At 70.4% G+C, this 15306-nt stretch carries 11 protein-coding genes; 5 read left to right on the top strand and 6 right to left on the bottom strand.

What is annotated here, in order from left to right:
• Positions 1 to 123: 123 nt before the first annotated feature.
• Both OG878_RS24555 and OG878_RS24550 read left to right on the top strand, forming a co-directional pair.
• The gene (locus OG878_RS24555) at positions 124 to 687 is read left to right on the top strand and encodes a hypothetical protein (RefSeq protein WP_328888770.1); all 564 of its coding nucleotides are present in this window, start codon (positions 124 to 126) and stop codon (positions 685 to 687) included.
• A 67-nt stretch (positions 688 to 754) separates the two neighbouring features.
• Positions 755 to 2917, top strand: a complete 2163-nt coding sequence (locus OG878_RS24550) for a bifunctional glycosyltransferase/CDP-glycerol:glycerophosphate glycerophosphotransferase (RefSeq protein ID WP_328888769.1) — start codon at positions 755 to 757, stop codon at positions 2915 to 2917.
• An 81-nt stretch (positions 2918 to 2998) separates the two neighbouring features.
• Here OG878_RS24550 and OG878_RS24545 read toward each other — a convergent pair whose 3' ends face one another.
• From OG878_RS24545 to OG878_RS24525, 5 genes are all read right to left on the bottom strand, one after another.
• Entirely contained in the window at positions 2999 to 3373 is a 375-nt protein-coding gene (locus tag OG878_RS24545) for a hypothetical protein (RefSeq protein ID WP_277326483.1), read from the bottom strand.
• 76 nt (positions 3374 to 3449) lie between these two features.
• A complete protein-coding gene (locus OG878_RS24540; protein WP_328888768.1) occupies positions 3450 to 4967 on the bottom strand; it encodes a bifunctional glycosyltransferase/class I SAM-dependent methyltransferase in 1518 nt (505 codons plus the stop codon).
• Between the two features lie 30 nt (positions 4968 to 4997).
• Positions 4998 to 6239 (bottom strand): hypothetical protein, encoded by a 1242-nt coding sequence (locus OG878_RS24535; RefSeq protein ID WP_328888767.1) that lies wholly within the window; start codon positions 6237 to 6239, stop codon positions 4998 to 5000.
• A 248-nt stretch (positions 6240 to 6487) separates the two neighbouring features.
• Positions 6488 to 10066 carry a bifunctional glycosyltransferase/CDP-glycerol:glycerophosphate glycerophosphotransferase gene (locus OG878_RS24530; RefSeq protein WP_328888766.1) on the bottom strand — a complete coding sequence of 1193 codons (3579 nt, stop codon included), beginning with the start codon at positions 10064 to 10066 and terminating at the stop codon, positions 6488 to 6490.
• A gap of 419 nt (positions 10067 to 10485) precedes the next feature.
• Positions 10486 to 11106 (bottom strand): TetR/AcrR family transcriptional regulator, encoded by a 621-nt coding sequence (locus OG878_RS24525; protein WP_328888765.1) that lies wholly within the window; start codon positions 11104 to 11106, stop codon positions 10486 to 10488.
• A 118-nt stretch (positions 11107 to 11224) separates the two neighbouring features.
• Between OG878_RS24525 and OG878_RS24520 the strand changes: the two genes are divergently transcribed.
• Positions 11225 to 12175, top strand: coding sequence for an ABC transporter permease (locus tag OG878_RS24520; protein WP_328888764.1), 951 nt, complete (start codon positions 11225 to 11227; stop codon positions 12173 to 12175).
• Positions 12081 to 12947 (top strand): ABC transporter ATP-binding protein, encoded by an 867-nt coding sequence (locus OG878_RS24515; RefSeq protein ID WP_443049160.1) that lies wholly within the window; start codon positions 12081 to 12083, stop codon positions 12945 to 12947. The genes OG878_RS24520 and OG878_RS24515 overlap by 95 nt, the downstream gene beginning before the upstream one ends.
• Positions 12948 to 13012: 65 nt before the next feature.
• On the opposite strand, the gene OG878_RS24510 is transcribed toward OG878_RS24515, so the two are convergent.
• Positions 13013 to 13513: a hypothetical protein gene (locus OG878_RS24510; RefSeq protein WP_328888762.1), complete on the bottom strand. Its 501-nt coding sequence runs from the start codon at positions 13511 to 13513 to the stop codon at positions 13013 to 13015.
• A gap of 211 nt (positions 13514 to 13724) precedes the next feature.
• Here OG878_RS24510 and OG878_RS24505 point away from each other — a divergent pair, with 211 nt between their 5' ends.
• Positions 13725 to 15194, top strand: coding sequence for an MFS transporter (locus OG878_RS24505; protein WP_328888761.1), 1470 nt, complete (start codon positions 13725 to 13727; stop codon positions 15192 to 15194).
• The last annotated feature ends 112 nt before the right edge of the window (positions 15195 to 15306 follow it).

Raw genomic sequence — 15306 nt, 5'->3', positions numbered from 1 at the left:
CACCCTAACGAGCTCGCCCCACCTGGAACTTCGCGCGAATGCCACGTTTCGGCGTAACTCCTGCACTCCATTGACCGTTTGCGGAACACCCGCCCGCGCCAGCGAACGACCCATGGATGTGTTGTGCCCCGGTTCAGTGTCATCGTGCCCGCATGCCGGGTTCAGGCGTATCCGCACGAGATCCCGGACCCGATGCCCGGCCGGTCCTGCCAGGACGCCGGGATCACTGCGGTCGGCGACTGCTCACCCGACTCCTGCGGCGCGACCGTCGACGGGTCCGCCGCCCGCGGCAGCCGGGTGCGGGCCCTGCAGCCCCCGCAGGGCGTGGGCCTCGGCCCCCGTGACGCCGGGATCACACAGGCCACCGGCGACCACCTGATCCTCCTGGACGGTGGAACCACCCTCGGCCACGCGTCGCCAGGCCGGCCGGGCCTCGTCCACTGCGGTGACCGGGAGACGCACGAGGCGGCCCGCGGCACCGGCACCTTCCCCACGGACCGCTGGCGCTCCCGCTCCGCACGCCTGCGGGCGGACTTCCGCGTCCGGTTCCGTCCCTGCGACGACGGGCACGCCGCGCCGCGGGGGGTGCGCCGGGTCTTCCTCCGCGACACGACCGTGCTGGTGCCTCCCGCGTCGGTGCCGGACGGGCGGCCGGCGCCGAAGGCGCCCGTCCCGGCGCCCGCCTGACCGACCGCCCGACGCGCCGCCGCCCGCTGTCCCCGTTGTCCCCGTTGCCCCACGAGAAAGAGCGTGTATGCCCCGGCTGAGTGTCATCATCCCCGTCCGTCGCGTCCGAGGACATCTGCGCGAGTGCCTGGAATCGGTGCTCTCGCAGTCGTTCACGGACATCGAGGTGATCGGTGTCGACGACGGGTCACCGGACGGTTCGGGGCTACTGCTCGACGAGTTCGCCGCCCTGGACCACCGCGTACAGGCCATCCACCTGCCGGCCGGAGAGGGCGCAGGTCCCGCCGGACGGCGCAACGCCGGGGCCGAACGGGCCGTCGGCGACCACCTGATCTTCCTGGAGGGGAACTTCGTCCTGCTGCCGGGCGCGCTGCAGGCCGTGGCCGGGGCGCTGGACGCAGCGGGCGACCCGGAGCTGCTGCTGTTCGGCCACCACAAGCGGCCGTTCCGCGGCCGGCCCCGGCCGACCCGGTCGCTGGAGCTGCTGTGCGAGCTGCCCAGGGGCCGCCTCACCCTCGCCGACCACCCCGAACTCCTCGACCTCGCCCAGGTCTCCTGGAACCGGGCCGTACGCCGCACCCTCCACGAGTCCGAGAAGCTGGCCTTCGGACCCGGGCAGCACGGCGAGCGGATGTACGCGCTGCAGACGCTGGCCGCAGCCGAATCCATCGCCGTCCTGCCGGTGGCCTGCGTCGAGCACCGGAGGCAGCGCTATCTGCCGGACCTCGTCGACGAGTCGGAGCCCACGGACGGCACGACACCGCTCCACCTCGTCGAGGCGTACGCGGGGCTGATGACGTTCGTCCAGGACCGGCCGGCCCTGCATCCCCTGCGGACCCTCCTCTTCGAACGAGCCTCCCAGGAGCTGCTGTCCGGATATCCGGCGGTGGAGCGCCGACGCAGGCGGTACGTACGCTCCGTCGCCGCGTTCCACCGCACGCACCGGCCCGAGGGGCACCGGCTCCCGGGCGGGGCCCGGGGGCTGCGGCCGCGGCTGATCGGCGGTGGCCGTTACATCGCGCTCGGCAGCCTCGACACCGCCCTCGCCCTGCGCCGGTGGATGCGCTCCGTGCCCGGCGCCCTGCGGGCCCAGGCGAAGCGCACACTGACGGCGCGCTACTACTGGTGGCAGCGCAGGCGTCCGCTGGACAGCGGACTCGCCGTCTACGCCGCGTACTGGAACCGCGGGGTCAGCTGCAACCCGGAGGCGATCTTCCGCAAGGCCCAGGAGCTGGCCCCGCAGGTGCGCGGGGTCTGGGTGGTGTCGAAGAACCAGCGGGCCTCGGTACCGCCCGGCATCGACCATGTGGTGGCGGGGACCCGCCGGTACTGGGCGACGATGGCCCGTGCCACGTACTTCTTCAACAACGTCAACTTCCCCGACCACCTGGTCAAGCGCCCCGGTCAGATCCATGTGATGACCCATCACGGCACCCCGCTGAAGATCATGGGTCTGGACCAGCAGGATTATCCGGCGGCCGCCCAGGGGCTGAACTTCGACCGGCTGCTGCAGCGCGTCGACCGGTGGGACTGGAGTGTCTCCGCCAATCCGCACTCCACGGAGGTATGGTCACGCGCTTACCCGAGCGCCGCGCGGACGCTCGAAACGGGCTATCCGCGCAACGACGTCCTCACCACGGCGACCGCCGGGCGGATCGCGGAGATCCGGGCCGGGCTCGGCATCCGCCCCGGCCTGCGCAGTGTGCTGTACGCGCCCACGCACCGGGACTACGAGGCATTGTTCACGAGCCGGATCGATCTGGAACGGCTCGCCGACGCGCTCGGCCCCGACACGGTGATCATGGTCCGCGCGCACTACTTCTACGAGGGTGCGGGGCTGCCGGACCGTCCGACGATCCTCGACGTCTGCGACCATCCGCGGATCGAGGAGCTGTTCCTGGCGGCGGACGCGCTGGTGACGGACTATTCGTCGGTGATGTTCGACTACGCCGCCCTGGACCGCCCGATCGTGGTGCACGCCCCGGACTGGGAGACGTACCGCACGGTCCGCGGGGTCTGCTTCGATCTGCTGTCCGGGAAGCCGGGCGACACCCCCGGGGCGGTCTCCACCAGCACGGACGAACTGGCCCGGATCTTCCTCGACGGCAGCTGGAACAGTCCGGAGAACGAGGCGCTGCGGGCTGCTTTCCGGGCGAGGTACTGCCCGTACGACGACGGGCGGGCGGCCGAGCGGGTGGTGCGCAGCGTGCTGCTCGGCGAAGAGGTGTGATCGGGGTCGTCCGGCGAGCGTCTGCCTTCGCTCGCCGGACGGGTCTGGTTCCGCGGCCGCCCGCCCGGCCGGCGGGGCCGCTCAGCGTTGCTGGCCGGCCATGACCGTGGCGAGGCCGATGATCACGAGCAGGGAGCCGGTCCAGGTCCACATCGAGGTCCGCTCGTGCAGCACCGTGGATCCGGCCAGCACGATCAGCAGATAGCCGAGCGCGTTGAACGGATAGGCGATGCTCAGCGGCACCTTGGCCAGCGTCGCCATCCAGGCGAGTGCGGACACCGCGAAGACGAGGAGCCCCAGGACGACCCACGGGCTGGTCGCCGCGCGGATCGCCAGGGATCCTCCCTCGCGCCCGGCGGCCGCCGCGGCGCTCTTCATCCCGTGCTTGAGCATGATCTGGCCGCCCGCCGACGCGAACACGGCGAACAGGAGCAGCATCAGACTGGGCAGGGTCAAGGTCTTGCTCCTGACTGCGGCAGCGGGCCCTGGCCCGGTGGATTGCGTGGGGGCGGGCACGTCGGCAGTCGGATGGTCAGACCCCGATCCGGTCGGCGGGGACGTACTGTCGGTTGAGGATGTCCTGTACATCGACGTGCTCTCCAGCGATGATCGTCTCGGCCGCATGCGGGGTGAGCAGTGCGACGTACTGATAGCCGAACAGCGTCGGCCGGATCCTGGTCAGCAGCTTCGACAGCCCGCCGAGGATTGCGGTGACCGGTCCGCGGCCGCCGAGCAGTGACCAGAACGGTGCCCCGGTGGGGGTGATGCCGAGCACGTCGTAGCCCGCGTTCCGGACGGTGCGGCGCAGGCTGGCCCGGGTGAAGAAGCGCAGATGCGTCTCGTCGAGGATGCCGCGCCGGTCGTAGTCGAAGACCCCGAGCGCGACCCGCAGCCGTGCGTACCAGTGGCTGAAGTTCGGGACGGACAGCAGCACTCGGCCGCCCGGACGCAGCACGGTCGCGACCTCGGAGAGGACCCGTTCGGGGCGCGAGAGGTGCTCGATGACATCGCCGGCGACCACGTAGTCGAAGTCGGTGCCGATCTCGGCGGGCAGACCGTCCTCGAGATCGGCGAGGTGGAAGTGCGTGCACTTCTCGCGGACGCCCGGGACCTCGACGTAGTCGAGACCGGTCACTTCGTGGCCGAGCGCTTCGAGGCGCTGTGCGAACAGGCCGCCGGAGCAGCCGAGATCGAGGACGCGGCCGGGCGGCAGCGCGCGCATCTTCTCCAGGATGACGGCGTGCGAGGAGCCGTCGCCCTCCTTGAAGGCGTACTCGACGGGCTTGGGGATCCAGGCGCAGGTACCGAACCCCTTGACGGCCAGGCGGTATTCGAGGACGTCCTTGACGACGTCCTTCGCGTACTTCATGCCGTTGACGTAACAGATCTCGTCGCCGTAGTACGTTGGAACCGGGATCTCCTTGATCCGCATTCCTTCGTTGAGCAGCTGGACGATGATCTGGGTGTCGAAGTCGAACGCGTCGGTGTTCCGGTCGATCGGCAGCTTCTTGAGCGCGTCGACGCTGTAGGCGCGGTATCCGGAGTGGAATTCGGTGAGCTTCGAGCCGAGGAGTCCGTTCTCCAGACGGGTGAGAATTCGGTTGCCGAGCCATTTGTACATCGGCATACCGCCCTTGAGGGCGCTGCCGGACTTCATCATCCGCGATCCGAACACCGCTTCGCATTCACCGCGTTCGATGGGTTCGACCATTTCGGGCAGATATTCGGGGGCGTACTGTCCGTCGCCGTGCAGCAGCACGATGATGTCCAGTCCGTGCGCTGCGGCCAGGGCGTATCCGGCCTTCTGGTTTCCGCCGTACCCGAGATTCTTGGTGTGCCGCATCACCACGGTCCGCGGCATTCCCTCGGTCTGCGACCAGCGGCATCCTGCGGTGAAGGTCGCGTCGTGGCTCGCGTCGTCGAGAATCAGGATCTCGGAGACCCGGGACCTGAAGTCCTCCGGAATCCGGTCGAGGGTGTTCTCCAGCGTCGTCTCGGCGTTGTACGCGACCACCAGGATGCCGATCCTGGGACTCGTGCTTTCCTTCACGGGATGTTCTCCAGTCGTGCTCGGGTGTGGTCAGTTGACGGCGGAACCGGACGGTTGCGAACCACGGGGCGCCGTGGCCGATGCCTGTTCCGCAAGGGACGACGGGGGTCCGGCGGGCGGGGTGGCGAGGATCTTGCGGACGCCCGAGACCAGGCCGACAGCAAGGACGAGCCAGCCGGCGGCGCCCAGTTGCAGCACCGTCTCGCTCCAGCGCACCGGGGAGCGTCCCTGGTAGCCGAGGACGGCCGTCCAGCCGAGCACGCTGCTGTAGGCGAGCCCCTCCCAGAACCCGATGACGAACATGGCGGCCGCCGCCCAGGTCAGGTACTGCAGGCCGGACGCGGTGGACAGGAGCAGCAGCAGGCCCAGCGTCACGGCGACGGCGCCGGGCAGCTGCGTGGGCCGGACCAGTGCCAGCCAGACACCGACGGCCACGCAGATCAGCACCGAGAGGTAGTGGCCCTCGCCGCGGAGAAAGGCGATGAACGGCTCCGGCAGGCCGAGCACATCGGCGAACCGGACCAGGCCCCAGAGGCGGTAGCCGCCGCCCGCGTATTCCAGGACGTTCTCCTTGAGGTTCTCCGGCACGGTCACCAGGACGGGCCCCCAGATGAGCGCGGTCAGGGCGGTGAACCCGGCGGTGAAGCGGACGAGCACCGACCGGCCGCCGCGCAGCGCGCCGGCGAACAGCACCGGGATCGCCACGACCGGGACGAACTTGATGCCGATCGACAGTGCGGCGGCGACCCCGGCGGCCAGCGGCGCCTTCCGGTCGACGAGCAGATACGCGGCGGCGAAGGCGAAGGTGATCGCGACCGAGTCGGTGTTGCCGTGGTAACCCGATGTGGCGATCAGCACGGGGCTGAAGGCCACCCCGATCCCACAGGCGACCGCGGTACGCAAAGTGCCGCGCCGCCGGACGATTTCGAACACGACGAGTGCGCAGAAGAAGTCGGCGATCGAGGCAGGTGATCGGATCAACGTACCGAATGACATTCCTAGTTCGGATAGGCCATTCAGCCCGAGGAGCATCCACCCGGCCAGCGGCGGATGGTTGTAGACGGGCAGTCCCGGAAGCGGCTGCTCATAGATCCGAATGGGGCCGTAAACGGTGAGGGCCTTTGCGAACCCTTGAAAGAAACGCACATCGGCGGGGCCCGGCGTGTTCGCCGCGATCAGCATTCTGACGAGCAGCCCGACGGCCGCGGCGACGAGCACGACGGCTCGTGCGCGACGTACGTTCCAGGAGTCGCACCACATTCGGATACCCATGAAAACGAACGTAGCAACCCACAGCAGTGATTCAGCGCACCGATCAACATACTTAAGCAAATGGGTGAAACGGATCCCTGCGTATCCGCATGTCGACCGGCTGACCCGAATCACTCGAACGGTTCATGCGTACCTCGGCGCCCGCTCACGCGTTCTCGTTCACCAGCGCTTCATCCCGGAGTCCGGTTCCGGTTCCCGCGCGGGCACGGGACCGGAACCGGGGAACACACCGGTGCGGACCGGGTCGTCTACCCGTCCGCGGGCTGCAGCATCCGGTCGGCCACCCGCTGCGCCGCATGCCCGTCGTCGAGATCGCAGAAGTCCCGCCGAAATGCCTCATAGGCCTGCGCGTGTCCCGCCGTGGCCGCCACCGGGTCGCGCAGTGCCTCGACGAGACCGGCGGAGTCGGGGATCAGGGGGCCGGGGGCACGCGTCTCGAAGTCGAAGCAGAAGCCGCGCAGGGTGTCGCGGTAGTGGGCGAGGTCGTAGGTGTGGAAGAGCATCGGGCGGCCGGTCTGGGCGAAATCGAACATCAACGAGGAGTAGTCGGTGACCAGTGCGTCGCTGATCAGCATCAGCTCGCCGACGTCCCCGTAGCGCGACATGTCCCGTACGAAGCCGCTGCCGGTGTCCGGGAGCCGGTCTGTGACCAGATAGTGGCGGCGCACCAGCAGCACGGTGCCGGCACCGAGTTCGCGTTCGGCCGCGGCCAGATCGAGCTGAAGATCGAGGGCGTACCTGCCGCCGCCCTGCGGCCGGTCCTCGCGCCACGTCGGGGCGTACAGCACCACCTGCTTGCCTGCGGGGATCCCGAGCCGCTCCCGTACCGCCGCGGCGACCTTGGTGCGGTCGGAGGCGTGGAAGAGGTCGTTGCGGGGGTAGCCGCACTCGATCGTCTCTCCCCGGTAGCCGAATGAGCGCCGCAGGACGGGGGTGGAGAAGCTGTTCGGGGAGACCAGGACGCTCCACTGCCGTGCGCGCTGTTCGATGGTGGCGATGTAGCCGGCGTTGGCCTGGGCGGTGCCCGCGAGGTCGAGGCCGATGCGCTTGAGCGGGGTGCCGTGCCAGGTCTGGACGACGGTCTGGCCCTCGCGCCGCTCGAACCATTCGGGCAGCTGGGTGTTGGTGACGATGTGGCGGCTGCGGGCCAGCGCCTCGTGCCACGCTTCGGAACCGTGCACGACGACGGAGGCGCCTGCGGGGATGCGGGCCTGCTGGTCGCGCACGACCCACAGATGCTCGAACACGGTGGTGCGCGTGGCCAGTTCCTCGTAGATCGCGCGCGGCGAGTCGGAGTACTGGCGGCCGTCGAAGCTGCTGTACAGAACGGTGTCGCGCAGCGGCGCGGTGCGCAGGCCGGCGTACGCCTCGCGCAGCAGCCGCTTGCCACGGGCGCCGCGTTCCGCCGCGGTCAGCACCGACGCGCAGGTGACGAGCAGTTGATCGTGGTAGCGCCGTTCGATGACGTAGCTGCGGCCTCCGAGCGTGCGGGCGGCGGGGAGGGCGCGGTGGGCGGCGGCCGCGATGCGCAGCGGCATCTCACCGGTCTCGTCGGTGGCACCCTTCGTACGGAGGAAGAGGTACCAGTGGCCCTCGCCGAGCGGCAGTGGACCACCGGGCGTTTCGACGGCGTCCGGCCGCAGCCCGGCCCGGAACCGCCGCGCGCCCGCCGGGCCGGAGAAGACCACCGGGAACACGGCCTCCTCGTGGTGGCCGCTGTGCCTGGCCACCAGTTCGAGGGGGTGGCGGGGGTCGTCCGGGTAAGTGCCCTCCAGGAGCAGCAGCCCGTCCTCCATCCATCGCGCGAGCCCGCAGTCGGGCTGCACGGTCCGTTCGCTGATCAGCAGATTGCCCCGGGAGCTTGCGGTGAGCGCGAGCTCGCGCCGCTCGCCGTCGTCGTCGCTGCCGGCACCGGCGACTGCACCGACCGGGTAGCGGCCCGGCAGAAGGGGCCCCGGCACGTCGATCGGTGTCCTGCGGCCGTCCGGTCCGACCAGATGCAGGCTGTACACGGCGGCGCCCGCCCCCGCCGCCGCCGCCGGCCGCGCATCGGCGACCGCGCCGAGCGGGATCTCCGCAGTGAACCGCCGCCAGCCCGCCGCCGACGGCACCGCACCCTCGTGGACGGTGGCCGGACAGTCGAAGGCGGTGCCCGAGGACCGGTGGGTGAGGTGGATGCGCAGGGGTCCCTTGCCGAGGCGGTCACGGATCATTCCGTCGATCACCACGCTGCCGGTCCCGTCGTCCGCGTCGCCCGCCCGGTGCGATTCGAACCGGGCGTCGATCCGCTCGGCGTGCAGCACCAGCCTGCCGCCCTCGAAGGCGGGCACGATCCGGTGGTCGCCGTCCGGCCGGTGCACGGGCGGCGGCGCCGCGGACGCGTCGGCGCAGACGTCGGAGCGGCGCAGCATCCCGTGTCCGGCGATGCCGACTTCGAGGCGCCAGGTGAGCCGTTCGGTGTCGCCGTCGGCGGAGATCCGCAGCCGGGCCGGGTCGACGACCGTCTCGAAGCCGGACCGGTCGTAGTCGTGCAGACTCTGCCGGGACCGGGCGGTGGCCTCCGGTTCGTCGACCCTGCGCAGCCGCAGCGGCACCGCATGCCGCCGGCCGGCCCGCAGCCAGCCGGCCCGGAACTCGCTGCGGCGCGAGGCGGCGGGCAGGTTGCGGATGTACGCGTACCCCTTGAGGTGCAGCTTGCCGCCCTGCCAGTGCGCCTCGTGCAGCCGGGCGGTGAGCGGCAGGTCCCGGTCGTCGATCCGCAGCACCGAACGGGGCACCGGCCCGGTGAGGGCCGGGTACGAGGCGCTGCGGCGGCGCACGCCCTGGACGCCGAAGGCGCCGGGTTCGGCCTTGTCGTGGGCGAGCAGCGCCAGCAGTTCGCCGGTGCGCCGTTCGCGTACGAGATGCCACATCACCCGCAGCCGCAGCGGCAGCCCGTCGAGGACGGCCGGGTCGACCTGGTCGGTGAACTCGTTGGCGTACGTGAGGAAGGCGCGGCGGTACTCGTCGTCGCCGTCGGGCAGCGCCTCCATGAAGTACCAGAGGTCGTTGGCGAGTACGTGCGCCTCGTAGCGGCGTTTGTCGTCGGCGCTGCGGTGCTCGTCGAGGAAGGTGGACACGCCCAGGACGTGCGAGGCCCGGTCCTGGATGCCGCGGACCACGGCGCGACGGGTGGTGATCGAGCCGGCGCGGTCGCGCCAGTGGTAGACGGGGTCCTTGACGACGTCGACGGAGCGGGCCAGGAAGTGGGCGGGGAGGACGACGGGGATGTCCTCGTAGAGGGCGCCGACCGGGAAGGCGAAGGCGTGCTCGTCCCAGAACGCCCGGCGGAAGATCTTGTTGCAGGCGATCCGGTCGGCGGCGAGGTCCCAGTCGCGGGAGATGTGGGTGCGCAGCCGGGTGGTCGCCATGGGCTTGCTGAAGTTGGGCGACTGCTGGAGCTTGCCGGAGGACCGCAGCCGGAGCACGTTGCCGGACGCCATGTCCGAGCCCGTCTCCTCGAGTGCGCCGACGAGACGCTCGTACGCGCGCGGCGGGACGATGTCGTCGCTGTCCACGAAGGCGACGTAGCTGCTGTCCGGGTCGCAGTTGCGGACACCGGTGTTGCGGGCGTGCCCGAGTCCGCCGTTCTTCTGGCTCACCAGCCGGAAGCGGCTGTCCTGTTCGGCGAACGCGGCGGCCAGGGCGGCACTGTCGTCGGTGGACCCGTCGTCGACCATCACCACCTCCAGGTCGGCCATGGTCTGCTCGGCGAGGGACCTCAGGCAGTCCGTCAGATAGAGCTCTACGTTGTAGACGGGGACGACGACACTGAGCCGTGGCGGCATGTTGAGCACGTCCGTTCATACGGGGGCCTGGTTATCCGTATGGCTCAACCGTGTGAACGGCCGAGGGTCACCGATCAGCTCCTCGAACGAGTGACACCAGGGTCCGTACAGGAACAAACGTCGCATCGAGCGCTCGGCGGCGCACTCGTCGCCCAGTGCTGTGACCGGAAGGGTTTGCCGGGAAGCTCGCGGCGTCCGGTGCGGTGCATCGCAAGGCGGAGCATCGCCCGCGTACTGGATGTACTCGGGTGATGCGACAACGCGGCGAGGTGCCGTGCCGGTCGGCGCGAGCCGGTGAACCTTTCCGGTCACAGCACCAGGGGCGGAAACGGCTCCCGGAACACGCGTCGAAGCGCCCGGAACCGGGTCCCCGCGCCGGAGCACGGGCCGGAACGGCCGTGCGGCGAGGGCGCGGGCGGTCAGCTCTTCGTGAGCGCGGCGACCGCCGATGCGGCCAGGTCGTCCAGATAGCCCTTGGGCAGTTCGCCCCGGACCACCGCGAGCCGCCAGTACAGCGGGCCGACGATCAGGTCCAGGGCACGGTCCGGGTCGCTGTCCTCGGGGAGCTCGCCGCGGGCGACGGCGTCCCGCACGACCACCGCGGCGATGCCCTGCTGCGGGTCCAGCAGCGCGGCCTTGATCGCGTCGGCGATCTCCGGGTTCCGGGCCGCCTCGACCATCAGGTCCGGGATGACCTGCGAGGCGACGGGGTGGCGCAGCGCGTAGGCGGCCAGCTGGAGCACGGCGCGGACGTCCCCGTGCAGCGAGCCGGTGGCCGGAGCCGGCATGCCCTGGACGGCGACGGCGGAGACCAGGTCGAGGACGAGGGCCAGCTTGGACTTCCAGCGGCGGTAGACGGCGGTCTTGCCGACGCCGGCGCGCCGGGCGATGCCCTCGATCGACATCCGGGCGAAGCCGACCGCCGCCAGTTCCTCGAAGACGGCGCTGCGGATGGCATCGGTGACGTCCTCGCGCAGCACGGCGGCTCCGGCGGGGACGCGGCGGCGGGTTCCCGGGTCGGTGGTCATGGCGTCAATCATAGTGCGTAACGACGAAACGGTTGCGTTGCGACGTGGTCACGTCCTACTCTCGGCGTTGCGACGATACGGTTCCGTTCCGGCGTCCGCGATGGTTCCTGTCCTCCCGTCGAAAGCGATCGTGGTGAGCCAGACAACAGCCCCGCCGACAACGCCCGCGGCGACCGGTGCAGCCCCCGCCCCCCTCCTCCCGGTCTACGGACCGGGCGAGCTCGCCGCGCTCGCGGCCCGGCACGGGCTGACCGTGAGCGGGGCCAGGCCGACGCTGAGGGCGTACGTCCGGCAGCTGTGGGGCCGTCGGCACTTCATCACGGCGTTCGCCACCGCCAAGCTCACCGCCCAGTACAGCCAGGCGAAGCTCGGCCAGATCTGGCAGCTCATGACCCCGCTGCTCAACGCGGCGGTCTACTTCTTCATCTTCGGCGTCCTCATGAACACGAAGAAGAACGTCGAGGACTTCGTGCCGTTCCTCGTGACGGGCGTGTTCATCTGGACCTTCACCAGCAACTCGATCACTGTGGGCACCCGCGCAATCAGCGGCAACCTCGGCCTCGTGCGGGCCCTGCACTTCCCCCGCGCCTCGCTGCCCGTCGCGCTGGCCCTGCAGCAACTCCAGCAGCTGCTCTTCTCGCTGGGCGCGCTGGTGCTGATCCTGATCGGGTTCGGACAGTTCCCCCGGCCGTCCTGGCTGCTGGCGATTCCGGCGCTGTTCCTGCAGGCCGTGTTCAACACGGGCCTCTCGATGGTGATGGCCCGGCTGGCCGCCCGGACCCCGGACATCGCGCAGCTGACACCGTTCATCCTGCGGACCTGGATGTACGCATCGGGCGTCATGTGGAGCATGGACGCGCTGCTCAAGGGCGACAGGGTCCCGCACCTCGTGAAGCTGGCTCTGGAGTGCAATCCGGCCGCCGTCTTCATCGACCTGATGCGGTTCGCCCTCATCGACAGCTTCAGCAGGGCCCAGCTGCCCCCGCATGTGTGGGCCATCGCCACGGGCTGGGCGCTCGTGTGCGGGCTGGGCGGATTCGTGTACTTCTGGCAGGCGGAGGAGCGGTACGGGCGTGGCTGACAACAACGAGCAGGTACCGACCGTCGTCGTGGACGACGTCCACATCACGTACCGGGTCAACGGTGCCCGCACCGGAAAGGGCAGCGCCACCTCGGCGCTCAGCAGGATCGCGTCCCGGCGGCAGTCCCCCGGAGTGCGTGAGGTGCACGCCGTGAAGGGCGTCAGCTTCGCCGCGTACAAGGGCGAGGCGATCGGCCTGATCGGCTCCAACGGCTCGGGGAAGTCGACTCTGCTGAAGGCGATCGCGGGGCTGCTCCCGGCGTCGAAGGGCCGGGTGCACACCCAGGGCCAGCCGTCGCTGCTCGGGGTGAACGCGGCGCTGATGAGCGATCTGACCGGCGAGCGCAACGTCATCCTCGGCGGGCTCGCGATGGGCATGACGCGCGAGGAGATCCGCGAGCGCTACCAGGGGATCGTCGACTTCTCGGGCATCAACGAGAAGGGCGACTTCATCACGCTCCCGATGCGGACGTACTCCTCCGGCATGGGAGCCCGGCTGCGTTTCTCCATCGCCGCCGCCAAGAGTCACGACGTGCTGCTGATCGACGAGGCGCTGTCCACGGGCGACGCGAAGTTCCAGCGGCGCAGCAAGGAGCGGATCATCGAGCTGCGCAAGGAGGCGGGCACGGTGTTCCTGGTCAGCCACAACAACAAGTCGATCACCGAGACCTGCGACCGGGCGATCTGGCTGGAGGCGGGGACGCTGCGGATGGACGGTCCGGCGGAGGAAGTCGTCGCCGCGTACGAGAGGTTCACCAAGGCCAGGAAGTAGGTCGGCGGGCGGCGCGGACCACGGTCACGTCGCGGGCGGCGGGCGGGCGGCGGCCGGTGACGCGCTCACCTCACCCGGCTTCGCCCCCACAGCCGCAGCAGCACCCGCCCCTCCGGTTCGCCGCGCGCCAGCAGGGCTGCCGCCCGTGCCCAGTGGGCGGGCGGCAGCCCGTAGCCGGTGATCAGGCGGTGCAGTACGGCGGACGGGCCCGGCAGCATCAGCAGTTCACCGAGCAGCCGGGCGTCGGCCGGCGGGGCGTCGGTGGCGAGGACCAGGGCGAGCGCGTCCGGGCCGAAACGCTCCACGAGCGCGAGCCCGTCCTCCCCCGCCGCCAGCAGCCACGGCGTGAGCCGCCCGCTCTGCCCGCCGTGCGGCTCCCGCTGCTCCACCAGCAGCCGCAGCACCCGCGCCCCCGCCGGTCCCGCGAGCAGCGGCAACCATCGCGGACCCCAGGTGGTGACCGCTTCGGCGGTGCCCGGCAGCCGCTGCTCGACGACGGCGGCGGTGACGGCCACCCGGGGGCCGAACCGCACCCCCAGGGTGAGCACCGCCTCCAGTGCGGGCACGGGCAGCACCTCGGCGAGCGGAGTCAGTTCGGCGAGGGAGCGGCGCTGCTAGGGGCTGAGGCGGAGCCGGAGGGGGGATCCCTCCGGCGGGTTCGTGATCACCGCCCGGAAACCATGGGCGCCGGCCTCCCAGAAGTCAAGCATTGACCTATGCGGCAGTACCTGCGATCTTGGCAAGCGCTTTCTATCAGCCTGGCGTCAAGGGGGACGCATGACACACTCCGCCGCACCCGCCCCATCCACTTCTGCCGAGGACCGCCACGCCGGCCGGGCGCTGTTCTCCGGCCATCACACCCACCTGTGGGGCTTCCTGCTCGCGGGCTGGCTGATCAGCTATGCCGATCGCACCGTCACCGGGCCGGTCGTCTCCTGGATGATCGAGAACAAGACGGGATTCATCGGGGACGCCGCCAACCCGGCCACCCTCGGCGGTCTGATCGGCTCCATGTTCTTCACCGGATACATGCTCACGCAGTACGCGGGCGGGCGCCTCGGCGACCGCTACGGCCACCGCGAGATGCTCGTCGTCTCGCTGCTGTGGGCAGGCCTGCTGACCCTGGTGTCCGGGCTCACCGGCGGTCTGGTCGGGTTCGTCGTGGCCCGTGTGCTCACCGGCCTCGGCGAGGGCGTGTTCTACTCGAACGACCGCGTCCTGGTGATCGCGCACACGCCCCCGGCCCGCCGCACCATAGGACTCGGTGTGGTCCTGTCCGGCCTCTCCATCGGCCTGACGGCCGGCATCGTGGCCACGCCCCACCTCATCGACTGGGGCGGCGCGTGGGGCATGGGCGACCGGGCCTGGAGCATGCCCCTGTACGTCTTCGGGGCTGTCTCCCTCCTCGTCGCCGCCGCGACATGGGGCTTCTTCCGCGCCCGCGGAGACCGTCCGCTGCGCCTCGGTCCGCCCGCGCTGCGCCTCGTCGGCTACTCCGTCCCGGCTGCCGTCGCGATCGTCGCCCTGTTCCTGCTCGCGGACGAGTTCAGCTGGCCCGACTGGCTCACCGCCGTCGGTTCGGGAGTGCTGTTCCTCATCATGCTCACCGTGGTCATCCGGGGCATCGTCCGCACCGGGCGCTCGGTCCACCTCCTCAACCGCAATGTCTGGCTGGTGTACATCGCCTTCATCGCGGTGATGTGGAACCTCTGGTTCTTCTCCTTCTGGTCCGTGCAGATCGTCGTGGAGAGCGCGCACACCAGCTTCGGGGCAGCCGCGCTGACCGCGGCGTTCAACGCGGGCGCGGGCATCATCGGCTTCCCGGTGGGCGGCTGGATCGCCGACCGCAGGGTGCGGGCGGGCAAGGGCCGCAAGCCGCTGGCGATCACCTGCGCAGCCGTGCACACGGTCCTCGCGATCGCGTTCGGCATCAGCCTGCTCGACGGGAAGCCGTCGCTGCTCCTGCTCGGCCTGATCCTGTTCTGCTCGGGCCTCTTCTTCAACGCCCTCCAGCCGATCGTCCACAGCATCCTCGGCGACCTGGCCACCGACGAGCATCGAGGCTCACTGTTCGGCCTGTTCAACCTGGTCGCCGAGATCGGCGCGGTGGCGAGCCCCGTCGTCAGCGGCGTACTGCGCGACGCGACGGGAAGCTGGGCACCGGGCGTCTTCACCGCCGCCGGGGTGATGGCCGTCTCCGTCGTGCTCTACGGAATGGTGAAGGAGCGGATGCCGCTTCCCGCGTGACGGCATTAAGGAGATCCGCTCGACCCGCGCAGTCCCGAACCCATTGCTCGAAGGCCTGGTCACCTTGGTGGTGACCAGGCCTTCGAGCGATGTGCCGGGAGTGGGACGAGGG

The organism is Streptomyces sp. NBC_00316, assembly GCF_036158715.1.
Classification (GTDB): Bacteria; Actinomycetota; Actinomycetes; order Streptomycetales; family Streptomycetaceae; genus Streptomyces.
Note: the sequence above shows the minus strand (reverse complement) of the source record. Positions and strands in the feature narration are given on the sequence as shown.

Excerpts from the sequence above, each read along its gene's own strand:
- OG878_RS24550 (WP_328888769.1), top strand. The coding sequence starts at position 755 with ATGCCCCGGCTGAGTGTCATCATCCCCGTCCGTCGCGTCCGAGGACAT.
- OG878_RS24535 (WP_328888767.1), bottom strand. The coding sequence starts at position 6,239 with ATGGGTATCCGAATGTGGTGCGACTCCTGGAACGTACGTCGCGCACGA.
- OG878_RS24530 (WP_328888766.1), bottom strand. The coding sequence starts at position 10,066 with ATGCCGCCACGGCTCAGTGTCGTCGTCCCCGTCTACAACGTAGAGCTC.
- OG878_RS24525 (WP_328888765.1), bottom strand. The coding sequence starts at position 11,106 with ATGATTGACGCCATGACCACCGACCCGGGAACCCGCCGCCGCGTCCCC.
- OG878_RS24515 (WP_443049160.1), top strand. The coding sequence starts at position 12,081 with ATGTGTGGGCCATCGCCACGGGCTGGGCGCTCGTGTGCGGGCTGGGCG.
- OG878_RS24505 (WP_328888761.1), top strand. The coding sequence starts at position 13,725 with ATGACACACTCCGCCGCACCCGCCCCATCCACTTCTGCCGAGGACCGC.